This window comes from Massilibacillus massiliensis, from assembly GCF_900086705.1.
In the GTDB taxonomy this organism is placed as follows: Bacteria; Bacillota; Negativicutes; order FLKF01; family FLKF01; genus Massilibacillus; species Massilibacillus massiliensis.
In genome coordinates this window covers 521,439-542,793 of record NZ_LT575483.1, presented here as the reverse complement: position 1 = coordinate 542,793, position 21,355 = coordinate 521,439, and the positions used below count along the sequence as shown (strand labels likewise).

The 21,355-nt window shown below is 36.9% G+C and carries 25 protein-coding genes and 3 tRNA genes; 22 read left to right on the top strand and 6 right to left on the bottom strand.

From position 1 onward, the window contains the following. Positions 1 to 102 precede the first annotated feature (102 nt). From BN6559_RS02945 to BN6559_RS02840, 21 genes are all read left to right on the top strand, one after another. Entirely contained in the window at positions 103 to 804 is a 702-nt protein-coding gene (locus BN6559_RS02945; protein ID WP_110953356.1) for a murein hydrolase activator EnvC family protein, read from the top strand. After that, on the top strand, positions 805 to 1,665 hold the full coding sequence (locus tag BN6559_RS02940; RefSeq protein ID WP_110953355.1) for a M50 family metallopeptidase: 861 nt from the start codon (positions 805 to 807) through the stop codon (positions 1,663 to 1,665). Positions 1,666 to 1,852: 187 nt separating this feature from the next. Then, positions 1,853 to 3,706 (top strand): TIGR03960 family B12-binding radical SAM protein, encoded by a 1,854-nt coding sequence (locus BN6559_RS02935; RefSeq protein ID WP_110953354.1) that lies wholly within the window; start codon positions 1,853 to 1,855, stop codon positions 3,704 to 3,706. After that, positions 3,703 to 4,386 (top strand): TIGR03936 family radical SAM-associated protein, encoded by a 684-nt coding sequence (locus BN6559_RS02930; RefSeq protein ID WP_199883702.1) that lies wholly within the window; start codon positions 3,703 to 3,705, stop codon positions 4,384 to 4,386. The genes BN6559_RS02935 and BN6559_RS02930 overlap by 4 nt, the downstream gene beginning before the upstream one ends. 21 nt (positions 4,387 to 4,407) lie before the next feature. Continuing rightward, positions 4,408 to 5,844, top strand: a complete 1,437-nt coding sequence (locus BN6559_RS02925) for an Rne/Rng family ribonuclease (RefSeq protein WP_199883701.1) — start codon at positions 4,408 to 4,410, stop codon at positions 5,842 to 5,844. Positions 5,845 to 5,974: 130 nt separating this feature from the next. Next, entirely contained in the window at positions 5,975 to 6,286 is a 312-nt protein-coding gene (rplU, locus tag BN6559_RS02920; protein ID WP_110953352.1) for a 50S ribosomal protein L21, read from the top strand. 3 nt (positions 6,287 to 6,289) lie between these two features. Then, positions 6,290 to 6,610 (top strand): ribosomal-processing cysteine protease Prp, encoded by a 321-nt coding sequence (locus tag BN6559_RS02915; protein WP_110953351.1) that lies wholly within the window; start codon positions 6,290 to 6,292, stop codon positions 6,608 to 6,610. 7 nt (positions 6,611 to 6,617) lie between these two features. Next, entirely contained in the window at positions 6,618 to 6,908 is a 291-nt protein-coding gene (rpmA, locus tag BN6559_RS02910; protein WP_110956248.1) for a 50S ribosomal protein L27, read from the top strand. 189 nt (positions 6,909 to 7,097) lie between these two features. Then, positions 7,098 to 7,310, top strand: coding sequence for a Spo0B domain-containing protein (locus BN6559_RS02905; RefSeq protein ID WP_110956247.1), 213 nt, complete (start codon positions 7,098 to 7,100; stop codon positions 7,308 to 7,310). A 69-nt stretch (positions 7,311 to 7,379) separates the two neighbouring features. Then, positions 7,380 to 8,651, top strand: a complete 1,272-nt coding sequence (gene obgE / locus BN6559_RS02900; protein ID WP_110953350.1) for a GTPase ObgE — start codon at positions 7,380 to 7,382, stop codon at positions 8,649 to 8,651. A gap of 11 nt (positions 8,652 to 8,662) precedes the next feature. After that, positions 8,663 to 8,965, top strand: a complete 303-nt coding sequence (gene yhbY, locus BN6559_RS02895; protein ID WP_110953349.1) for a ribosome assembly RNA-binding protein YhbY — start codon at positions 8,663 to 8,665, stop codon at positions 8,963 to 8,965. 71 nt (positions 8,966 to 9,036) lie between these two features. Continuing rightward, the gene (gene proB, locus BN6559_RS02890) at positions 9,037 to 10,164 is read left to right on the top strand and encodes a glutamate 5-kinase (protein ID WP_110953348.1); all 1,128 of its coding nucleotides are present in this window, start codon (positions 9,037 to 9,039) and stop codon (positions 10,162 to 10,164) included. 29 nt (positions 10,165 to 10,193) lie between these two features. Then, entirely contained in the window at positions 10,194 to 11,450 is a 1,257-nt protein-coding gene (locus BN6559_RS02885) for a glutamate-5-semialdehyde dehydrogenase (RefSeq protein ID WP_110953347.1), read from the top strand. 285 nt (positions 11,451 to 11,735) lie between these two features. After that, a complete protein-coding gene (nadD, locus tag BN6559_RS02875) occupies positions 11,736 to 12,350 on the top strand; it encodes a nicotinate-nucleotide adenylyltransferase (RefSeq protein WP_110953345.1) in 615 nt (204 codons plus the stop codon). An 87-nt stretch (positions 12,351 to 12,437) separates the two neighbouring features. Beyond that, the gene (locus tag BN6559_RS02870) at positions 12,438 to 12,689 is read left to right on the top strand and encodes an RNA recognition motif domain-containing protein (protein ID WP_110956246.1); all 252 of its coding nucleotides are present in this window, start codon (positions 12,438 to 12,440) and stop codon (positions 12,687 to 12,689) included. A 154-nt stretch (positions 12,690 to 12,843) separates the two neighbouring features. Beyond that, a complete protein-coding gene (gene yqeK / locus BN6559_RS02865) occupies positions 12,844 to 13,425 on the top strand; it encodes a bis(5'-nucleosyl)-tetraphosphatase (symmetrical) YqeK (protein ID WP_110953344.1) in 582 nt (193 codons plus the stop codon). Beyond that, positions 13,415 to 14,422, top strand: a complete 1,008-nt coding sequence (locus BN6559_RS02860; protein ID WP_110953343.1) for an LCP family protein — start codon at positions 13,415 to 13,417, stop codon at positions 14,420 to 14,422. Before yqeK ends, BN6559_RS02860 begins: the two co-directional genes overlap by 11 nt. A gap of 48 nt (positions 14,423 to 14,470) precedes the next feature. Continuing rightward, positions 14,471 to 14,821 (top strand): ribosome silencing factor, encoded by a 351-nt coding sequence (gene rsfS / locus BN6559_RS02855; RefSeq protein ID WP_110953342.1) that lies wholly within the window; start codon positions 14,471 to 14,473, stop codon positions 14,819 to 14,821. A gap of 7 nt (positions 14,822 to 14,828) precedes the next feature. Further along, the gene (locus tag BN6559_RS02850) at positions 14,829 to 15,701 is read left to right on the top strand and encodes a CvfB family protein (protein ID WP_110953341.1); all 873 of its coding nucleotides are present in this window, start codon (positions 14,829 to 14,831) and stop codon (positions 15,699 to 15,701) included. A 128-nt stretch (positions 15,702 to 15,829) separates the two neighbouring features. Continuing rightward, positions 15,830 to 16,780 carry a chemotaxis protein gene (locus BN6559_RS02845; RefSeq protein WP_110953340.1) on the top strand — a complete coding sequence of 317 codons (951 nt, stop codon included), beginning with the start codon at positions 15,830 to 15,832 and terminating at the stop codon, positions 16,778 to 16,780. 135 nt (positions 16,781 to 16,915) lie between these two features. Next, complete coding sequence (locus BN6559_RS02840) at positions 16,916 to 17,098, top strand: ferritin family protein (RefSeq protein ID WP_110953339.1); 183 nt, start codon at positions 16,916 to 16,918, stop codon at positions 17,096 to 17,098. Positions 17,099 to 17,186: 88 nt separating this feature from the next. Here BN6559_RS02840 and BN6559_RS02835 read toward each other — a convergent pair. From BN6559_RS02835 to BN6559_RS02825, 3 genes are all read right to left on the bottom strand, one after another. Continuing rightward, positions 17,187 to 17,263, bottom strand: a tRNA-Met gene (locus BN6559_RS02835). A 4-nt stretch (positions 17,264 to 17,267) separates the two neighbouring features. Continuing rightward, positions 17,268 to 17,352, bottom strand: a tRNA-Tyr gene (locus BN6559_RS02830). 10 nt (positions 17,353 to 17,362) lie between these two features. After that, positions 17,363 to 17,438: transfer RNA gene (locus BN6559_RS02825), tRNA-Thr, on the bottom strand. 199 nt (positions 17,439 to 17,637) lie between these two features. Here BN6559_RS02825 and BN6559_RS02820 point away from each other — a divergent pair. Further along, positions 17,638 to 18,213: a glycerol-3-phosphate responsive antiterminator gene (locus tag BN6559_RS02820; protein WP_199883700.1), complete on the top strand. Its 576-nt coding sequence runs from the start codon at positions 17,638 to 17,640 to the stop codon at positions 18,211 to 18,213. A 44-nt stretch (positions 18,214 to 18,257) separates the two neighbouring features. On the opposite strand, the gene lgt is transcribed toward BN6559_RS02820, so the two are convergent. The 3 genes from lgt to BN6559_RS02805 all read right to left on the bottom strand — a co-directional run bounded on the left by lgt (position 18,258) and on the right by BN6559_RS02805 (position 21,184). After that, positions 18,258 to 19,079, bottom strand: a complete 822-nt coding sequence (lgt, locus tag BN6559_RS02815; protein ID WP_110953338.1) for a prolipoprotein diacylglyceryl transferase — start codon at positions 19,077 to 19,079, stop codon at positions 18,258 to 18,260. A gap of 172 nt (positions 19,080 to 19,251) precedes the next feature. Further along, a complete protein-coding gene (locus BN6559_RS02810) occupies positions 19,252 to 20,451 on the bottom strand; it encodes an MFS transporter (RefSeq protein ID WP_110953337.1) in 1,200 nt (399 codons plus the stop codon). 337 nt (positions 20,452 to 20,788) lie between these two features. Further along, positions 20,789 to 21,184, bottom strand: coding sequence for a hypothetical protein (locus BN6559_RS02805; RefSeq protein WP_110953336.1), 396 nt, complete (start codon positions 21,182 to 21,184; stop codon positions 20,789 to 20,791). Between the last annotated feature and the right edge of the window lie 171 nt (positions 21,185 to 21,355).

Sequence of the window (21,355 nt, the reverse complement as noted above, 5' to 3'; positions counted from 1 at the left end):
TATTATGTTTGGGCGTGCCGCTCTTAACATGATAGCTTTTTGTTTACCCTTGCGTATATTTATTTGTTTTCGGCATATACCTTAGTACAAGGGGGCGATGGTATGCCGAAAAAGTGGAATGAGTGGAAAGACTATTTCGAAAAAAACGATGATTGGCAGTATGAGTATGAAGAACGGAAGATAAATTACCCAGAACTTAAAAAAATGTTGATTGCAGGTATTGCCTTTATTCTTTTATATGGGGTTCATTTATCTGATACGCGATTGGCGTTGATGGTGGATGATAGTGTAGGTTATTTGGTAAATACAAAAATTGATTTTACAATATTAAAACAACAGGCAGAAAATTATATACCAACAGGTATGAATCAAGAAATGCTGCAGAGAGTAAAGAGTGTAGTAGCGCAACCGGCTGATCCTCTTAGCTATATGAGTATGCCTGTACATGGTGAAGTTATGACCGCATTTAGCTCTGATAGTAATGGAGTTGAGTATAAAACTGAGACGGATTCATCGGTGAAAGCTGCGAGCATCGGAAAAGTGAAAGCAGTCACCAAACATGATAAATATGGAAAATTAGTCGTTTTAGAGCATGGTCAAGCATTGGAAACAGTTTACGGATATTTAAGTGAAGTTTTTGTAAAAGAGGGCGAGCATGTAAGCCAAGGGCAAACCATTGGCAAGAGTGGAAAAAAATCCGCCGATAATAAATCAAATTTTTATTTTGAAATGCGAGAAAAAGGCATAGCGATTGATCCATTAACAAGAATAAAGGGTGATTTTCCTTCACAAGGAGGTAAGTGATTGCGATTATTTGAGATTGGCGGTATTTCATTTCGTATAAATCGCTGGTTTTTTATCGTAATAGCAATATTTCTATTCATGAATTTATGGTATCAAGTATTGATTGTTTTTTTATCGATTCTTTTACATGAACTTACACATGCATGTGTTGCAAGGAATTTGAAATATTGTGTTAGAGAAATTGAGATACTACCGTTTGGCGGAGTAGCGAGAATTGATGGTTTGATAGCGGCGAAGCAGTCTGATGTTATATTTATAGCGATTTCAGGTCCGCTATTAAGTTTATTTATAGCATGTGTATTTTATTTTTATCAGGATGCCAATTGGTATATTCGTTTTATATCTGAAATAAATTTTATGTTGTTTTTCTTAAATTTATTGCCAGCTCTGCCGCTTGATGGAGGAAGAGTATTACAAGCGTTATTATCACTTCATATGCATTATAAAAAAGCCTCTTATTTTATGGTAAAGTTAAGTTATGGAATTTCAGCTGTCATGATTGGTAAAGTTGGATATGATTATTTTTATGAAGGAAAGGTTAACCTATCGTTAGTTATTATTGCAATGTTTTTAATTGGTGCAGCGAGAGCGGAGCTGCGCAATATATCATTTCGAACGGTTCGTATTATGACGCAAAAAAAAGAAACATTGACTCGTAATGGTATGATGTTAACAAATCAATATATCGTTTTAAAAACCACACCAGTGAAAGAAATTATAAAGAATTTAGAGGCAAGTCGGTATTATATTATTTTTGTTGTAGATGATACGTATCAAGTTTGCGCGATTTTAACAGAATTGCAGTTGTGGGAAAAGTTAGCGCAATATGATTATAAAATTTGTTTTGGTGAACTTATTTAGATACATGTAATTTTTTAATCGGTTTTGGATGCTTTATAGGCAGCTTACAAAGACCACATGTGTTTGATTGCAGGATTTTGCTTTATTTTGCAGAAATTTATAAAGTTATAAAGTAAAGTGTATAACGCATTTTATAGAATGATATAGAGGTTATGTAGATTAAATTTTGGAGGATGATGAATTTATAATGATAAAACTTGCACCTGCTGTAATTCAAAATGTGACGAAGCCAGCACGATATACTGGAAATGAACTTAATGCGATAAAAAAGGACCATGCAAAAGTAGATTGTACCATTGCGCTGGCGCTGCCTGATGTGTATGAAGTTGGAATGTCTAATCTAGGACTGAAAATTTTATATCAGGTTTTGAACAATCGTACGGATATAGCAGCAGAACGTGTTTTTGCTCCTTGGGTTGATATGGAGAAGCAAATGCGCATGCATCAGATAGAATTATATTCTTTGGAAACGTTTACGCCTATTCATCATTTTGATATCGTTGGGTTTTCTCTGCAATATGAGATGATTTATTCTAATGTGCTGAATATGTTAGATTTGGCTAATATTCCACTATTGTCAGAAGCTCGTACAGCGGAGCATCCATTTATTGTTGGTGGTGGGCCGTGTGTATATAATGCAGAACCTGTTGCAGAGTTTTTTGATTTTTTTGTAATCGGTGAAGGTGAAGAAGTGATGCAAGAGGTTGCAGATTGCTTGATTGCCTGGAAACAAGAAGGGGAATTAGACGGTAGAAAGGGATTTTTGCAGCGTGTGGCTAAATTAGAGGGTATTTATGTACCTTCTTTATATAAAGTAACATATGATGAAAATTCGATGCTTACACAGGTGCAGCCCATTTGTAAAGAAGTAAGGGCAAAGATTACAAAACGAGTAGTTAAAGATATGGATGCCATTGAATTTGTGGAAAATCCTGTTGTACCATATATTGATATTGTACATGACCGCATTATGCTAGAACTTTTTCGCGGTTGTACACGCGGCTGTCGTTTTTGTCAGGCTGGTGTGGTATATCGCCCAGTTAGAGAGCGCAGTCCGGAAAAACTATTAGAACTTGCTAAGACATTAGTTGATGTTACAGGATATGATGAAATGTCATTGACGTCTCTTAGCTCTGCAGATTACTCTTGTTTAGGTGAATTGGTAAATCATCTCATGGATGAATTTAGTGAGCAGGGTGTGAGTGTATCGTTACCGTCTTTACGTATTGATAGCTTTTCTATTGATTTGGCACAAAAATTACAGCAAGTGAGAAAAAGTGGTCTGACTTTTGCGCCAGAGGCTGGGACGCAGCGTTTACGTGATGTAATTAATAAGGGTGTTACAGAAGCCAATTTAGAACAAGCAGTTACTGCGGCATTTCGCCAAGGGTGGACAAGCGTAAAATTATATTTTATGATTGGGTTGCCCACAGAGACTGATGAAGACATTATCGGCATAGCGAATTTGGCGCAAAAAGTGGTGAATTTATATAGAGAAGTAAAGGGAAAACGTGGTGCTCGTGTTACGGTGAGTGTATCTTCTTTTGTTCCTAAGCCGCATACCGCGTTTCAGTGGTTTGCGCAAAATACAGAAGAAGAATTAGCGCGTAAACAACAATTGCTGAAAGAGGCAATTCGGGATCGCTCGATTCAATTTAAATACCATGATTCAAAAACAAGTTTTTTAGAGGGGGTAATTGCCCGCGGTGATCGAAGACTTGGACAAGTTATATTAGAGGCTTGGAAACAAGGGGCTAAATTTGACGGATGGTCAGAGCATTTTCAATATGATGTGTGGATGCAGGCGTTTGAAACTTGTGGGATAGATCCTACCTTTTATAATCAACGTGAACGAAACGAAAATGAAGTGTTGCCATGGGATCATATTAGTTCTGGAGTGCAGAAAGAATTCTTGCTGCGTGAATATAAAAAAGCCGTAGATGAAAAATTCACAGAAGATTGTCGCAGAGGTCGATGCAGTGCCTGTGGCGTTTGTACGAATCTTGATGTGAAAGTAGTGGATTGGAGCTGTGAAGCATGATAAAAAAAATTCGCACAGAAATTACTAAAGGAGAAGAAATCCGGTACATTTCTCATTTGGACTATGCTTCCGCAATTGAACGAGCAATTCGACGTACAAAAACTCCGGTTGCATTTTCAGAAGGTTTTAACCCACATATGAAAATTTCATTTGCTTCAGCATTGGCTGTTGGCGTAACGAGCGCAACTGAATATATGGATATAGAATTTAAAGAAGAAGTAAATTTAGATGCATTTTGTGAAAAACTTAGACAGACATTGCCAGATGGTATTGATTTATTACACGCAAAACCTTTGGAAGGAAAAAATCCAGCACTTATGGCATTAACTGATTTAGCGACGTATCAAATTAAAATCCCAGTACAAAGTGGGTTTGATTTAATAGAGAAATCTGTTGCGGATTATAATCAGGCAGAAGTCGTAAACTATGTGCGGTATTCACCTAAAAAAGGGAAAAAAGAAATTGAAATCAAGCAATATATGCAAAGGCCGATACAAATCATTGGTTTAAACGATCATATCGTGCTGGAGCTTGCGATTAAAATAACACCAACAGGCAGTATAAAACCGAGTGAAGTGTTAAAAGTATTGGTGGAACAATTTGCGATGCCGATTTGTGAAACTGAGGCCTTGGTTCATCGCACAGGATTATATTGTGCTGGAAAGACACCGATTGCATGATAAGTTTGGAGAGATGAAATTGTGAAGTCTATTATAGTTAACGTTGTTCCGGAAGAAACACGTATGGCAATTATAGAAAACAATACATTGTTAGAGTTTGCTGTAGAGCGCACGCAGAGTGAACATGTTGTTGGAAATATATATAAAGGAAAAGTGCAAAATGTTTTGCCGGGAATGCAAGCGGCGTTTGTTGATATTGGCTATGATAAAAATGCATTTTTATATATTGGTGATGGTTTGCCTAAAAATGCAGTGAGTTCTATTTCTCACAGCAATGTTTTTCATGTGGGGCAAAATGTGCTTATACAAATTGTAAAAGATGCAATTGGCACAAAAGGGCCGCGTGCGACAACGCACTTGACTCTGCCTGGTCGTTATGTAGTATTGATGCCGACCGTTGATTATATCGGTGTATCACGTCGTATTGAGGATACTGACGAGCGTGAACGATTAAAGGGGATCGCGGAGAAAATTTGTCCGCCCGATATGGGAATGATTGTGCGAACCGTTGCCGAGGGACAGTGTGAAGAAGTTTTGAAAAAAGATATGGAATATCTTTCTAATCTTTGGAATGCACTTGTTGCAAGAGATAAAGTATCTTCTTCGCCAACTTTGGTATATCGTGATGCTGATTTATTAATAAGGATTGTACGGGATTATTTAAATAGTGATATTGATGAATTGGTGATTGATCGACATGAGGCCTATACGCGGGTTTGTGCTTTACTTTCACCGAATTTAGTGAAACGTGTTAAATTATATAAAGGAACTGAATCAATATTTCGACATTATCGCATCGAAGATGAACTTAGAAAGCTTGAGCAGCGAGAAGTGGAACTTAAGTCAGGAGGTTCTATTGTAATCGACAAAACGGAAGCTTTGACTGTGATTGATGTGAATACGGGAAAATTCGTCGGTCAAACGAATTTAGCCGATACCGTTTTTCGTACGAATATGGAAGCTGCGGAGGAAATTACAAAACAGATTCGACTACGCGATCTTGGTGGGATTATTATTGTTGATTTTATTGATATGGAAACAGAAGAACAAAGACAAACGATTCTGAAAGTTCTAGAAGACAAAGTAAAATATGATAAAACAAAAACAAATGTTGTTGACATTACGGCACTTGGCCTAGTAGAAATGACGAGAAAGAAATCACGCCAAAATTTTGAGAGCATTTTGTATAGTACCTGTCCATATTGCAATGGACGCGGGCGAATTCAATCTTCAGAAACGGTAAGTATTCATATTAGCCGTGATCTCAGAAGATTATCAAGAAAAAAACATTTATCCAATGGGTATATTGTGCAGGTTCATCCACAGGTTAAAGCTGCTTTTGAAAAATCTGGACATATTGCTAATTTAGAAAAAGAAATCGCCTGTAAAATTGTTCTTGAAGGGGTAGAATCGCTTCATCCTGAAGTTTATTCCATTTTACAGGCACCTGACGATTGACAAGCATATTTTCTTGTGATAAAATTTTACGATGTAAGCAATGTATTTGCTTTCCCAAACCGCACGGTGAGGTTTAAAATAGCTTAGTCTATACCGTAATCGGCGAGTATTTACATAGGGAGGTGTAATGATGTACGCAATTATTCAAACTGGTGGTAAACAATACCGTGTTGCAGAAGGCGATGTGGTAACAATTGAAAAGCTTGAAGCCGCAGAAGGTGAGATGGTAGAATTTGATCAAGTTCTTACTGTTGTTAAAGACGGCGAAGTAGTTGTTGGGAAACCTGTTGTATCAGGTGCTAAAGTAACAGCTAAAGTTGAAGCACAAGGTAAAGGTAAGAAGATTTTAGTTTTTAAATATAAAGCAAAATCTAATTATCGTAGACGTCAAGGACATCGTCAACCATTTACTAAAGTAGTAATCGAAAAAATTGAAGCTTAATTTATGATTAAAATAAAAATTTTTCGTGATTTAACTGGAATGGTTACTGGCTTTTACGTAACGGGTCATGCCAATACAGCACCGCATGGACAGGATATTGTTTGTGCTGCAGTATCTGCATTATCGCAAACTGCTTTATTAGGATTAGGAAAACATCTAAAACGTGAAGTAGATTTTGATATTGCAAATGGCAGGTTGCAAGTCAGTTTAAAGACGCCTCCAGATGAATTAACAAGTGCTATTTTTGAGACAATGATACTTGGATTAATTGAGATTGAGAATATAAATCCTAAAAGGGTTCACATCTTAGAGTACAGGAGGTGAAATGAGTATGTTTAATTTTGAATTACAACTGTTCGCTCATAAAAAGGGTGTTGGTAGCACTCGTAATGGACGTGATAGTGAAGCGAAACGTCTTGGTGTAAAACGTCAAGCAGGTACTGTTGTGACTGCTGGTAGTATTTTAGTTCGCCAAAGAGGTACTCACTTCCATCCAGGGCAAAATGTAGGCATCGGTAAAGATGATACTTTATATGCTAAAATTGCTGGTAAAGTGGCTTTTGAACGTAAAGGTCGTTATGACAGACAAATTAGTGTTTATGCTGTGGAAGAAGCTATCTAATAAAAATGACTGCCTGCGCCTACTTGTAGACGCAGGTATTGTTTTATTAATATCTTGTGATGTATAAAAAGCTGGTATGAATTACAATACCAGCTTTTTATACATCACAAAACAGGATTTTTCCATATTAAGGCGAAAAATCTACTATTAGATGTTTAGTTCGTGGAAGGTGAGGAGAATATGGAAAGCATGCCAGAGAAGATAGTACGTGAAGAAGTGATTAAAATGTTAAGGCGGCAACGGCATGATTTTATTAATCATATCCAGGTTTTACATGCGTACTTGCAACTAGGAAAAGTTGAAAAAGCATTGGCTTACTTAGAAGATTTAGCAGAAGACACAAATCAAAATGATTTATTTGCAAAATATAGTTGTCAAGATGATGATGCGAGAAATCTTTAAGAGGAGTATTTTGCGTTTAAAAGGTATATATTATGATTAAAATATTTTGAATTTGTAAAGGGGTAGACAATGTTTATAGATAGAGCTAGAGTAATCATAAAAGCTGGAGATGGCGGCAATGGAATGTCGAGTTTTAGACGGGAAAAATTTGTGCCTAAAGGCGGTCCTAGCGGTGGAAACGGCGGCAGAGGTGCAAATATCGTATTTGTAGTTGATCAAAATACAAATACGCTTTTGGACTTTCGTTATAAACGGAAATTTGTTGGTAGAAATGGTGATAATGGCGGAACAAAGAATTGTTATGGGCAGGATGCAGAAAATTTATGCATTAAAGTTCCAGCAGGAACCGTAATTAAAGATGAAGAAACAGGTGAAATCTTAGCGGATTTAACCGAATTGGGGCAGGAAGCAGTCTTAGCTTATGGCGGTCGTGGGGGCCGTGGTAATGCTAAATTTGTTAATAGCGTAAATCGTGCGCCAACTTTTGCAGAATTAGGTGAGCCAGGAGAATCGAAAACATTACTATTAGAATTGAAATTACTGGCAGATGTCGGTCTGGTGGGTTATCCAAGTGTCGGAAAATCCAGTATTATTTCTATGGTGTCTGCGGCGAAACCTGAAATTGCAGCATATCATTTTACTACGCTAACACCGGTACTGGGCGTAGTAAGCTTAGGTGAAGGTCATAGTTTTGTTATGGCTGATATACCAGGTTTGATTGAAGGTGCACATGAGGGTGTTGGATTGGGGCATGACTTTTTGCGGCACGTAGAACGCACAAAAATCATTTTACATGTCATTGATGTATCGGGAATGGAAGGGCGCGATCCAATTGAAGATTATCATAGAATCAATAAAGAATTAAAACTATATAATGAGCGATTAGCGAAACGTCCGCAAATTATTGCTGCAAATAAGATGGATCTTCCAGAATCAAAGGATAATTATACGAAGTTGAAGGCTTTTGCAGAAAAAGAAGGTATTGAAATATTTCCCGTTTCAGCAGCAACAAATGAAGGTTTGCAGGCGATGATCGAGCGTGTATCGCAGGTCCTTGATGCCTATGTAGAAGAACCAGAAGTTATTGAAGAAGTAAAAGTATATGAAGCAAAAGCAGAGGATGATGTAACCATTGAGCGTGACGCAACTGGTGACTTTGTCGTAAAAGGAAAATCCATTGAAAAATTAGTTGCTATGACGAATTTTGAAAATGATGAGGCTCTTAGAAGATTCCAATACATTTGGCGGGTAAAAGGAATTGAAGATAAGCTAAAGGCGCATGGGGTTAAAGAGGGCGATACGGTTCATATTGGTGAAATGGAATTTGACTATAAAGAATAGGGGAGAAAAATTTGATAAGAGATACATTAACAGGGAAACAAAAAAGATTTTTACGTGCAATGGGATCTACGATGGATCCAGTTGTGCAAATTGGTAAAGCAGGGCTAGTCCCGGCGGTCGTTATCAGTGCAATTGAAGCAGTTAAGGCGCGCGAGTTGATCAAAGTGCGGGTTCTGCAAAATTGTTTAGAAGAACCTAAAAATGTGATTGAAATGCTGGCTGAGAGAACGGATACCAATCTAGTGCAAGTCATTGGACGTAATGGTCTTTTGTATAAAAAGAATGTAAATAACCCCAAGATTGAACTTCCATAATGCGTAAAACTAAGCAATGGGCAGAAGCGCTGTAGAGCAATTTTGGTCATGTAAATGATATGGAGGCTGCTATGGATACGAGAAAAAATTTGATACATGCACAAAGAATCGTCGTTAAAGTAGGGACAAGCACCTTAACACATGATACAGGAAAATTAGATTTTTTCCGCATCGAAAAATTAGTTCGAGAATTATCGGATTTAGCGAATCAAGGCAAAGAGATCATTTTGGTCACTTCTGGTGCTGTCGGTGCCGGTGTGGATCGTTTAGGGTTAAAAGAAAAACCAAAAACAATTCCGGAAAAACAGGCAATGGCTGCTGTGGGGCAAGGCATACTGATGCATATGTATGAAAAGTTATTTGGTGAGTATGGGCAAACGGTTGCACAAGTATTATTGACACGTGAGAATTCTGTAAAGCACAAGCAATACATAAATTCACGCAATGCTTTATTGACTTTGTTAAAGATGGGTGTTATTCCTGTAATCAATGAAAATGATGCCATAGCAGTCGATGAGTTGAAGATTGGGGATAACGATACGTTATCAGCGACGGTAGCGACACTGATTGACGCGGATTTACTGGTGATTCTATCCGATATTGAGGGCGTATATACAGCCAATCCACAGATCGATCCAGCAGCTGAATTAATTTTAGAAATCAATGAAATTACGCCGGAAATTGAATCTTTGGCGGGTGGAGCGGGATCAAAACTTGGTACAGGTGGTATGTTTACTAAAATTCAAGCGGCAAAAATAGCGGTGAACGCTGGAGTAACAATGGTGATTGCTGCAGGAGATCGTGATGGTATAGTACGTGATATCTTAAATGGTAAAACATTTGGCACGATATTTCCTGCGAAGGAATGTCATTTGAAAGTCAGAAAAAGCTGGTTGGCTTTTGGTACGAGGATAGCTGGAGTTATCTTTGTTGATGAAGGTTGTGAAACAGCGATGCTACAAGATGGCTCAAGTTTACTCGCGGCAGGAATTTTTTCTGTTGAGGGGAATTTTGACAAAGGAAGTACAGTTCGTGTCTTATCTAGCCAGGGGCGTGAGATTGCGCGCGGTATTGTAAACTATGATACAGAGCAATTGCAGAAAATTATTGGAAAAAGTACAAAAGATTTTTCGGGTATTTTAGGCGAAAAGTACTATGATGAAGTGATTCATCGTGATAATATGGTATTAATGGTTTAAATATCTTAAGGTTAGAGAGGAGCTTTTGTATGGAGTTGAAGTTTCAGATAGAAGAAAAAGCGAAACGAGCTAAAGCAGCGTCTATAGAACTTGCAAATGTGCCAACAAATAGTAAGAACTATGCTCTAATGGTGATGGCTGATGCGTTAGAAAAACATATGAAGAAAATTTTATCAGCAAATGATCAAGATTTAGCAAATGGTGTAGTAAAAGGCTTGCGTAAACCATTATTGGATAGATTGATGCTCGATAAAGCTAGGATAAAGGCTATGGCAGAAGGGCTTAGACAAACAGCAAGCTTACCGGATCCTATTGGTGAAGGAATTGGATCTTTTTGTCGTCCTAACGGTCTTGACATTCAAAAAATCAGGGTTCCACTTGGGGTTGTTGGAATCATTTATGAAGCACGTCCCAATGTAACGGTTGATGCGATTGCTTTGTGTCTAAAGTCAGGCAATGCGACATTGCTTCGCGGCGGCTCAGAGGCAATTCGGTCTAATATGGCAATTGTAGAAATTCTTAAAGATGCTGCATATGATGTGGGAATACCAGTTGGGGCGATAGAGTTTATTGAAAATACAGAGCGTGAAGCAGTGCACAGTATGCTAAAATTAAAACAATATCTAGATGTGATAATTCCTCGTGGCGGTGCTGGGCTAATTAAAACTGTGGTAGAAAATAGCATTGTTCCTGTGATTGAAACGGGTACTGGTGTTTGCCATACTTATGTTGATGAGCGTGCTGATTTGAAGATAGCATTTGAAGTTGCGTTGAATGCAAAAATTTCTAGACCAGCAGTATGTAATTCAATGGAAACACTGTTGGTAAATGAAAAAATAGCGGATCAATTTTTACCGAAAATGCTTGAACTGCTGTTTGAAAAAGGTGTAGAAATTCGTGGTTGTGAAAAAACGAAGTTGTATAATGATACTATTATTCTTGCAACTGAAGAAGATTGGCAAACAGAGTATGGAGATTTAATTTTATCTATTAAAATTGTCAAGGATATTGAATCAGCAATCAAACATATTAATCAATACAATACGAAACATTCCGAAGCGATTATTACGACCGATTACAATCGCGCTCGTAAATTTCAAAAAGAAGTAGATGCAGCAGCGGTTTATGTCAATGCATCAACACGGTTTACAGACGGATTTGAATTTGGATTTGGTGCCGAAATTGGTATTAGTACGCAAAAATTGCATGCGCGCGGTCCTATGGGATTAGAAGCGTTGACGAGTATAAAGTATTTAATTTGCGGCGATGGTCAAATAAGAGGATAAAGAGGTAAGCTAGAAGCATTATATGCCAATAGAGATGCGGAGTTTTGCTAGCAATTTGCTTATGGAAAAAATACATGGTTATATAAAAACAATTTGTAATTATTACAATGATGTAAAAGGCCACCATGATATTGTAGATTATTTGAGAGCGATTAGTGTTATGATTATGACAATGAGCATTGTTTTTGCTATGATATATTTCATTTTTGAAAAATAAGGATAAACAAAAGATTTATATATTAAACTTATGTTATAATAACTATAAAAAACACTAGGAGCAATTTTATGATCGCAACGAAGCAGAGAATTGGTATTATGGGGGGCACTTTTGACCCTATTCACATAGGACATCTTGTGACAGCGGAAGCAGTTCGTAATGAATATGGATTAGACAAAGTCTTGTTTATTCCAGCGGCGACTCCGCCGCATAAACAGAATCAGAAGGTTACACCTGCGATTCATCGGTATATTATGACAGCCATGGCTACGTATTCTAATCCTCATTTTCATGTATCTTCCATTGAGCTTGATCGCCCAGGGCCTTCTTATACGATTGATACAATTTATGAATTAATTGATAAGTTTGGTCCGCAAGTCGAAATTTATTTTATTACTGGTGCAGATGCTATTCAAGAGATTCCAACCTGGGATAGGATTGAAGAACTTTTAGGGTTATGTCAATTTATTGCTGCTACTAGACAAGGCTGTGTGCCTAGTGTAGATAATATCAAGGAGCATTTTGGTGAATTAGGAAGACGTCGAATTCATCGACTTAATACACCAGAACTGGAGATATCTTCGACGGATATTCGCTCACGGATAAAAAAAGGTTTCTCGATAAAATATATCGTACCAGAAAGTGTTGAAAATTATATTTTAAAAGAAGGTTTATATCGGTAGGTGGCAAATAAAGGCAGGCATATTTTTTATGGATTGGTAAATAATTATATTGCAGATATAAAGTCCATAGAAAGAGAGGTGAATGATATGACAAAAACTCTCTATGTCGGCAATCTACCGTGGTCAACGACAGATACTGCTTTAACAGAAGCTTTTAGTGAGCATGGCAATGTAGTATCCAGTAGAATTATTACTGACCGAGAAACAGGTCGCTCAAGAGGTTTTGGTTTCGTTGAAGTGAATGATAATGATGTAGAACATATGGTATCTATAATGAATGGTTCTGATTTTGGCGGGCGTCAAATCGTGGTAAATGAAGCGAAACCCAGACAAGAATAAATCATAAAATTTAAAGCCTTCTGTGATAGTATGTAATACAAGCAAAGAGCTGTAAATGCTTTTTTGTGAATGCAGCTATTACTTAGAAGGCTTTTTGTTATTGCAGGAAATTCATAAAATTTAGCGAATTTTAGCAGTTAAGAAGGTGGTAGATATGGAATATGCAAAATACAGCGCAATCTTATCCTCGAAGTTGACAAAAGAACGCTATAAACATTCGCTAGGTGTAAGTCATACTGCAGAGCAATTAGCGAAGCGTTTTGGAGTTTCGTCAGAAAAAGCTAAAATCGCGGGGCTGTTACATGATTGTGCAAGAGAGTTTGCAACACAGAATTTTATAGAAATTGCAGAGAACATGAAACTTTCGATCAATGAAATAGAACGCAATTCACCAATTTTGTTACATGCTGCAATTGGATCTGTGTTAGTTGAAAGTCAATATCAAATTGCAGATGATGAAATAAAACGGGCGATTCGTTTACATACGACGGGCGGAAAAAATATGACGAAATTGGATAAAATCATTTATTTAGCCGATATGATTGAACCTAATCGTAATTTTGCTGAAGTCGGACAATTAAGAATGCTTTCAGAAAAGGATTTAAACGAAGCGGTATTTGCTGCATTGAATCAATCTATTTTACATGTAATAAAATGTAATCAAATCATCCATCCAGATACGATTATAGCTCGGAATGAAATGTTATTAAAGGAATCTGTTCTTAATGAAACATGATAAAAACTCAAAAAAAATTGCAGATAAACCTAAAAAGAGGCGGAGAATTCGCTGGGGTAGAGTTTTTATTTTTGTTATAATCTTAGGAAGTATGCTTGGTACGTTTGCTTGGGCATCTTATAGTGCATATGTTGTATTAAAAGATGTTTATACTAACTGTAGTGTCTTTCTGAATGATTTTCAAAATAAGAAAGCGATACAAACAAAATTTCAAAATGAGAAATTCAATCATTACACAAATATTTTATTATTGGGAATTGATGATGACAGTGAACAGCATGCAGATTCTATTATGATTGCAAGTATAAATCATGCAGACAGTAGTGTTAAACTTCTATCAATTCCACGTGATACACAAGTACAGATTCCAGGACAAAAAAGCTTGGATATGTTAAGTAACTCTTATACGTATGGGGGAACACAATTGGTTCTTAGAACGGTTGAGGAGTTTTTGCAAATACCCATTCATCATTTTTTTGTCATTGATCGCAACGCGTTTGCTGATATGATTGATACAATCGGTGGTTTAGATATTTATGTGGAGAGTGATATGGAGTATACCGATCCGTACGCCGATTCTTCAGCAATTCATCTGAAACAAGGATTTCAGCGCCTTAATGGTGATGCAGCAAGTCAATATATGCGCTATTGCAGTGATGATCTTGGTGATATCGGCAGAGTACAAAGGCAGCAACGTCTTTTTAAAACGTTTTATGTAGAAATGGCACGTATGGATAAAATAACGAAAATTCCTGCATTTGTTCAAATTATAAATCATCAAGTCGATACAAGTATGGCGATGCTTGATGTGGTAAAAATCGCGAAGAATATGAAGTATTTAGATCCGGATTTGATAAAAGTTGAAATGCTCCCAGGTCAATTTGTAAATAAAGACAAGAAAAGTTATTGGCAGCCAGATCAGGTTGCGATGGATCAAATTTTGAATTCGATGTTCAAAGACGAAACGGCAGTCCTCACAACAGAGGAAAATAATTAAAAAGAGTCTACAAATATGTAGAGATAAATTTAGGAGGCACTATACTATATGTTTAAAACAACAGAGGAGTTAAGTAAAGCAATTGCTACAGCAGCAAGTAATAAAAAAGCACGGGATATTCTTATTTTGGATATGAGAGATTTAACGGTGACAACGGATTATTTTATGATTTGCAGTGCAAATTCAACTACACAGGTAAAGGCAATTGCGGATAATATTGAAGACGAATTAGCAGAAAAAGGTGTGTTTTTTACACATAAGGAAGGGTATCGTGAAGGAAATTGGATCTTGCTTGATTACGGCGATTGTGTTGCACATATATTTATTGAAGAAGAACGACAGTTTTATAATTTAGAACGCCTTTGGGGTGATGCACCTGCAGTGCAGTTTGAGGATTGATTTAACGATGGAAAATAATAAAATAATAAAATTAAAACCCAGTACTGTTGAAACATTAAAAGTAGTCAGAATGAGTGAAATGGGTGCATTCTTGGATGCGATGACGGGCAATACTTCTGACGATATTCTATTGCATAAAACACAACAGATCCGCCCGGTGGAAATTGGTGAAGAGGTAGAAGTTTTTTTATATCTTGACCCTAAAGGACGTTTAACCGCAAGTATGCGAATACCTAAAATGAAAGAGGGCCAAATCGCAAAATTAAAAATCATCAATGTGAGTAAAGATGGTGCTTTCGTCGATGTAGGAGCAGAACGGGGTATCTTTATGCCGTTTGCTGGTATGCGTGGTAAGGTACAAATTGGTGAAGTGGTATGGGCCAAGTTGTATCGTGATAAATCTGGAAGATTGGCCGTTACGATGGAAGTAGAGGATGAAATTCGGCGTGCTTCAAAGCCTGCTCAGGTAAATATTGGCGATATGATACATGGCACAGTTTATAATTATACGGATCAAGGCGCATTTATTTTTACAGATGAACGATATATTGCTTTTATGGATAATGGTGAAATCACAGAACGTCCTAAAGTCGGCGAAGAAATTACAGCGCGTGTAACTTTTTTACGTGAGGATGGACGTATCAATGTTTCTATGCGTCCAATCAAGGAAAAGGCAATTCCTGAAGATGTAGAAAATATTCTGCATATATTAAATGAACGTGGTGGGAAAATGCCTTACAGTGATTCGGCTTCTCCCGAAGTCATTAAAGACAAATTCAACATTAGTAAAGCTGCTTTCAAACGCGCATTGGGTTCCTTAATGAAAAGCGGTAAAATTGAACAGCGCGATGGATGGACGTATTTGAAAGATCAATCGTAATTTCTTGATAATATGTCAAAGATTGCAGGATTTTATAAAAAGAGTAGCGAAAAGTATACTATAACTTGGCAATTCATGATGATGATGGAATAAATAATTGAGTTTGCATTTGAAATGGAGGAACTTATATGAACGATACAAATACTAATATTGGTGATAAAAAAGGGATTTTATTGGAAACAGGTACAAATGAATTTGAAATTGTAGAATTTAACATTGGTGCAGTGAATTATGGAATCAATGTTGCCAAAGTTCGTGAGGTTATTACAAAAGTACCTGTAACAAAAATGCCGCAAGTGCATCCATACGTAGATGGTTTATTTACATTGCGTGGTCGTGTTATGCCTTTGGTGAATTTGCCACGCTGTTTAAAAGAAGGCGGAGAACAGGAACCTAAAAATATTATTGTAACGGAAATTAATGGATACAATATGGGATTCTTAGTTGACAATGTATCTCGTATTCATCGTATTTCTTGGACAGATATGGAACCTGCTCCAAATGTTGGCGATAATGCAATGGTTGTTGGTGTCATAAAAATGTCTGATAAAATTGTACTTTTATTAGATTTTGAAAAAATCATTGCTGAGATTAATCCAGAAGTTAATATAAAGTTATCTACTTTCGAGGAAACGAATCAAGATATAAAAACGAAACGCGCCGACCAGCATATCGTGATAGCAGAAGACTCTCCAATGCTGCGTGAGTTACTGGTGAGTACTTTGCATGAAGCTGGCTATAAAATGACAAAAGATTATAGCAATGGGCAATTGGCGTGGAACGCATTAGCTGAAATTGCAAATAGTACGACACCAGTGGAAGACAATGTGAGTATGATCATCTCAGATATCGAAATGCCGCAAATGGATGGACACCATTTACTGACGCTCATTCGTGCGAATTCAGCGTTACGTGAAGTCCCAGTGGTATTTTTCTCTTCGTTAATTAATGAAGAGACACGCCGTAAGGGTGATGCAATTGGTGCGAATGGTCAGATTTCTAAACCGGAGATTGGACAATTGATTTCTTTGGTGGATGAGTTGATTTTTGGGGAAAAATCAGTAGCAGTAGCGGAATAACTTTTAATATTACTAAAGTATGATTAAAGCAAGCAGTGAGGCAATTCGCTGCTTGCTTTTTGTATGGAAACAAATGCGATGAAATAAATAAAATAATTGAATAGCGCCTATACTATTTTATTAGGAGGTGTATTTATGAATTGTGATATCAAAGCTATGCTTGAAAATACTTTAGAAGCTAAACAAGAAATGGTAAGAGATTATCAGGAATTTGCTGACCATGTTCATGATGAAGAGATTGCTAAAATGTTTAAGCACTTTGCTGAAGGTGAAGCACTTCACGCAGTAAAATTAAAAGAAGCATTAAAAAGACAATAAATAAGAAAGAGAACAATTTAAAAAATTGTTCTCTTTCTTATTTATTGTAATAAAAAAACTCACAGTATATGTGAGTAAAAATTCATTATGGTGGCGGCGCAGAGATTTGAACTCCGGACACTGCGGGTATGAACCGCATGCTCTAGCCAACTGAGCTACGCCGCCAAAATGGTGGATGGGGTTGGATTCGAACCAACGAAGGCAGAGCCGGCAGATTTACAGTCTGCTCCCTTTAGCCACTCGGGAACCCATCCTTGATTTAAATGGAGCTGGCGAGAGGACTTGAACCCCCAACCTACTGATTACAAGTCAGTTGCTCTACCAATTGAGCTACACCAGCACGTCTTAACGACAATATTCATTATAGTAGAATAAAATTGATACGTCAATCATTTTTTTTGAAATATTGACATATTTAGCGATAAATTTGTTTTTTATATAATTTTATCGTATTTTATCATAATAGATAGAAAGGAAAAGATTAAAATATGCCGAAGTTTATTATTTATAGAAAATATTTTATAGAAAGTTGTATGTGAATGATGATACGGAAAAGTATTTGTGAAATATTATTTAAAGAAAGTGTAATTATCCCTTCAGTTAGGAATGTAGATGATTTTAAATTTGCACTGGCAAATACAAAGGCAGCAAGTATTATATTATTATTTGGTGATATTATCATATTGCCTTCAATCATTAAAGAAGCTAAGAAGTATAATAAACGGGTTTTAGTTCATTTAGATTTGTTGGGTGGCATTGGAAAAGATCGATCGGGCATTCAATATCTTGCTAGATTGGGGGTAAATGGTGCAATTACGACGAAACCACAATTAGTAAAATTTGCCCGTGAAGAAGGTATGATTGTGATTCAACGGTTGTTTGTCATGGATTCAGAAGCGTTAAAATCAGGCATTCATTTACTTAAAACATCTAAACCGGATGCAGTAGAAGTTTTGCCGGCATCTATTCCAAAATCAATTGTTGAAGAGTTGGTCAAAGAAACGGGGCTGCCAATTCTTGCAGGTGGTTTGATGCATACGCTTGGAGATGTAGAAGCCGCATTAAAAAATGGGATACAGGCAGTGAGTACGAGTAAAAAAGAATTATGGGAATAAATAAACGGAGTCATTGTATGTTGCAGTACAATGACTCCGTTTATTTACTTGATGCGTTTGTTTGTTTTTTTCGTTGTCACTGCAGAGGGCGGTACTGATTTGTGTTTGTAACCACAGTAGATAAAACATGCAAGTCCAATGAAAAAGACAATCAAACTCGTCATTTGAGCAGATTTGATTGTTAGACCTAAAACTTGGTTTGTGTAATCGCCACGCAAATATTCTAAGAAGAAACGTGCCAAAGAATACAACATCGTGTAAAGAATAAAAACTTGTCCTTTCGCATGAGATGTCGTACGGAAAATAAGAAGGATTGCAAAGATAATAATATCGATTTGACCTTCCCAAATTTCCGCTGGCCATAAGGGTTGATTGCCGTAGGTTTGATATGCAAGCGTAGTAGACGGATAAATAATACCATAAGACGATCCTGTTGGTGCACCAAATGCATCTCCGTTTAAAAGATTTGCGATACGCCCAATCGCTTGTCCTAAAATGATAGCAGGTGCAATAATATCTGCTAATGCCCAGGTATCGATTTTATGATGTCTGGTATAAAGAATACCGACGATTGCTCCCAACACGATACCACCTTGAATTGCCATGCCCCCTTGCCAAACATTAAAAATTTCAGTGATATGGTGTTGATAATAGCCCCAATCAAAAAAGAACACATCCCATAACCTTGCACCTATGATACCACCAAGACCGCAGTAGATTCCCATATCCACAATGTGATTATGCCAGCGTCCGTCCTGTTTTGCCAAAAAGTAGGCTACACCAGTAGCGAGTATAATACTCATGCTTAAGACTAAGCCATAAGCACGAATGGGAAAATCCCCAATAAAAAAAAGATACTGATACATATTGCCTCCTAGAATTTTCGAAATTGTGTAAAGGTATGCTTCATATTATAGAAGATAATTTTATAATAAGCAATTCAGCACTTTTCGTGCTTGAATTTTAAATCAGATTTCATTTATGTAAGCGGCTACAAATGTAATTTGGTGTAATTTTGTTTGGAAAGTTTGCTATAATCTATGTAGGTTGCTTTATCTTAGTTGCATAGATTAACGTAATCGCAAATAAGAGAAATGAAGCTCCCCAATATGACGCATATGGATGGATATATTGGTTTGCAAAGTAGGCAAGCATAGGGCCTAGTGCAGCACCAAAGTCAATGAGCAATGAATATAGTGTCATAACTTTCACTTTTGCAGAGTTTGTTGCCGCATCGGCGGCTAATGCGTCTGCTATCGTTGTTAATGAGGTTGCTGTGATTTGGAGAATCATAATGAAGAAAAACCATAGCAAAGTTGGTAGTTGGAAGGGTATGACGGCAAAGAGAATACTTGCAATACCGGTTGATACCAAGAATAAAGGATAGCGCCCGTGGATGCCGTCTGTTAAGCTGCCTATTTTAGGTGCGAGGAATGGTTCCCAAAGCCAACGAATCGCCTGTACGACTCCACCTAGTGAAGCGGCGCCGATAAGAAAACTTCCCCAAGAGATTGCAGAGGTATTGTGGATTTCAATTAAGTAACTTAATGTTGAGGTAAACATCCCTTGATAGATCATAGCAATCAGCATGCCTACACATAGGATGGAAAGAATATCTAAATTTTTAAAAAATGAAAATTGTACTTCTTTTTTCGCTGCTTCAGCAATCATTCCTTTAGATGATTTTTTTACGCAGAAGAAGACAACGGGAATACAGCATGCTGAAAGTGCTGCAAACCAAAGCGCTGTACTGCGTACCCCGATGATATCGGATAGAAACCCGCCTAGCAGCATACCGAAAAGGCTACCGAGTCGGTAAAGACCATTATATAAACCCATTAATTTGCCACGATTGAGATCTGTAGCGATATCAAGAATTGTAAAGTATGCACCTAATCGTAAAAACGTCCAGGCTAGCCCCCAGAGACAGCGAACCAAAATAAATAAAAGAAAATTAGAGATGATACCATAACTGCTTGTCGTTAACACGGTTAAAAATATAGCAATTAAAATTCCAGTTCGCGCACTTAATTTTTTATATAAATAGCTGACGAAGGGATTGAGTGGCAGGCGTACCAGCCGATTTACAGATAAAATAATTCCGACTTGCCATAAAGAGTCTAATCCCATGTCTTTCCAATGTGTTGGTAAGACCACGTAAAGCATAGAATCTCCTATGAGGCATGATGCGGTAATGAAAGATATAACGATGATGGACTGGGATCTTTTAGTTTGCATATGGTAGCATCTCCATTATATTTATGTCATTTTTTGAGTAGATTATTGATTTGGGATTCTTTGTATAATATATATGATAATAAATCATAAGTCTACTATATAATTCTGCAATGCATAAATTTCACAAAGATGAGCAGATAAAATTGTTTTTGAATTTTTTACAACTAAGATGCAGTGGAACTGCACTTGCTTTATATACCAAGAAGTATCTAAATAAAATTAAGGTCTGTCATATTGAGAAATACCGTTGCCTGTTAAGGCAAAGGTATTTCTCAATATGACAGACCTTTTAGGATGAAAGAGGTAAAAGTATGGACGGATGGTATTTGTAAAAGGATTATTTGGTTGCAGCAGACCATTCTTCAAAGGATTTTAATATTTCTTCTTTTGCTTCGCTGACGACACCTCCGTGCCATTCTTGTCCGGTATCGCTATCATACCAAGTATCTTTCGCACTGTAAGTATCGCTTGGTAAAAGTTTTTCTTGAACTGCATTTAACATACCGTCAAGTAAACTTTGTTTTAAGCTCTTTCGCAGTAATTTTGTACCTTGTTTTTCAGTCGTATTTACTTCTATGCCATCATCCGATGCATTGAGTTCGATATGACTAAGTAATTTATTTTCAGAATTTGCTGTTAAAATAGCTTGTCTTGCTGCATTGATCGCTTGGTCATGTGAAATACTATCATCAATGACACTGATTCTGACATTGCCAATAATAAATTTGTACATAAGATCGCCTCCTTATGGGATTAATAAATTTTATGCAGGGATGAGAAATATAGAACAGAACGAAGTTGTTTGCTCTGGGGTGAAAATCCTACGAGAATGTTGACTTTAAAAGATTGAATACGCTATAATGAGAATTAGTAATTTTGTGATCATTATGATGATTTATAGATT

What these genes read in the sequence shown, in the direction of transcription:
- BN6559_RS02945 (WP_110953356.1), top strand. Translation starts at nt 103, where the DNA reads ATGCCGAAAAAGTGGAATGAGTGGAAAGACTATTTCGAAAAAAACGAT.
- BN6559_RS02935 (WP_110953354.1), top strand. Translation starts at nt 1,853, where the DNA reads ATGATAAAACTTGCACCTGCTGTAATTCAAAATGTGACGAAGCCAGCA.
- BN6559_RS02930 (WP_199883702.1), top strand. Translation starts at nt 3,703, where the DNA reads ATGATAAAAAAAATTCGCACAGAAATTACTAAAGGAGAAGAAATCCGG.
- rplU (WP_110953352.1), top strand. Translation starts at nt 5,975, where the DNA reads ATGTACGCAATTATTCAAACTGGTGGTAAACAATACCGTGTTGCAGAA.
- BN6559_RS02915 (WP_110953351.1), top strand. Translation starts at nt 6,290, where the DNA reads ATGATTAAAATAAAAATTTTTCGTGATTTAACTGGAATGGTTACTGGC.
- rpmA (WP_110956248.1), top strand. Translation starts at nt 6,618, where the DNA reads ATGTTTAATTTTGAATTACAACTGTTCGCTCATAAAAAGGGTGTTGGT.
- BN6559_RS02905 (WP_110956247.1), top strand. Translation starts at nt 7,098, where the DNA reads ATGCCAGAGAAGATAGTACGTGAAGAAGTGATTAAAATGTTAAGGCGG.
- obgE (WP_110953350.1), top strand. Translation starts at nt 7,380, where the DNA reads ATGTTTATAGATAGAGCTAGAGTAATCATAAAAGCTGGAGATGGCGGC.
- proB (WP_110953348.1), top strand. Translation starts at nt 9,037, where the DNA reads ATGGATACGAGAAAAAATTTGATACATGCACAAAGAATCGTCGTTAAA.
- BN6559_RS02885 (WP_110953347.1), top strand. Translation starts at nt 10,194, where the DNA reads ATGGAGTTGAAGTTTCAGATAGAAGAAAAAGCGAAACGAGCTAAAGCA.
- nadD (WP_110953345.1), top strand. Translation starts at nt 11,736, where the DNA reads ATGATCGCAACGAAGCAGAGAATTGGTATTATGGGGGGCACTTTTGAC.
- BN6559_RS02870 (WP_110956246.1), top strand. Translation starts at nt 12,438, where the DNA reads ATGACAAAAACTCTCTATGTCGGCAATCTACCGTGGTCAACGACAGAT.
- yqeK (WP_110953344.1), top strand. Translation starts at nt 12,844, where the DNA reads ATGGAATATGCAAAATACAGCGCAATCTTATCCTCGAAGTTGACAAAA.
- BN6559_RS02860 (WP_110953343.1), top strand. Translation starts at nt 13,415, where the DNA reads ATGAAACATGATAAAAACTCAAAAAAAATTGCAGATAAACCTAAAAAG.
- rsfS (WP_110953342.1), top strand. Translation starts at nt 14,471, where the DNA reads ATGTTTAAAACAACAGAGGAGTTAAGTAAAGCAATTGCTACAGCAGCA.
- BN6559_RS02850 (WP_110953341.1), top strand. Translation starts at nt 14,829, where the DNA reads ATGGAAAATAATAAAATAATAAAATTAAAACCCAGTACTGTTGAAACA.
- BN6559_RS02845 (WP_110953340.1), top strand. Translation starts at nt 15,830, where the DNA reads ATGAACGATACAAATACTAATATTGGTGATAAAAAAGGGATTTTATTG.
- BN6559_RS02840 (WP_110953339.1), top strand. Translation starts at nt 16,916, where the DNA reads ATGAATTGTGATATCAAAGCTATGCTTGAAAATACTTTAGAAGCTAAA.
- BN6559_RS02820 (WP_199883700.1), top strand. Translation starts at nt 17,638, where the DNA reads ATGATGATACGGAAAAGTATTTGTGAAATATTATTTAAAGAAAGTGTA.
- lgt (WP_110953338.1), bottom strand. Translation starts at nt 19,079, where the DNA reads ATGTATCAGTATCTTTTTTTTATTGGGGATTTTCCCATTCGTGCTTAT.
- BN6559_RS02810 (WP_110953337.1), bottom strand. Translation starts at nt 20,451, where the DNA reads ATGCAAACTAAAAGATCCCAGTCCATCATCGTTATATCTTTCATTACC.
- BN6559_RS02805 (WP_110953336.1), bottom strand. Translation starts at nt 21,184, where the DNA reads ATGTACAAATTTATTATTGGCAATGTCAGAATCAGTGTCATTGATGAT.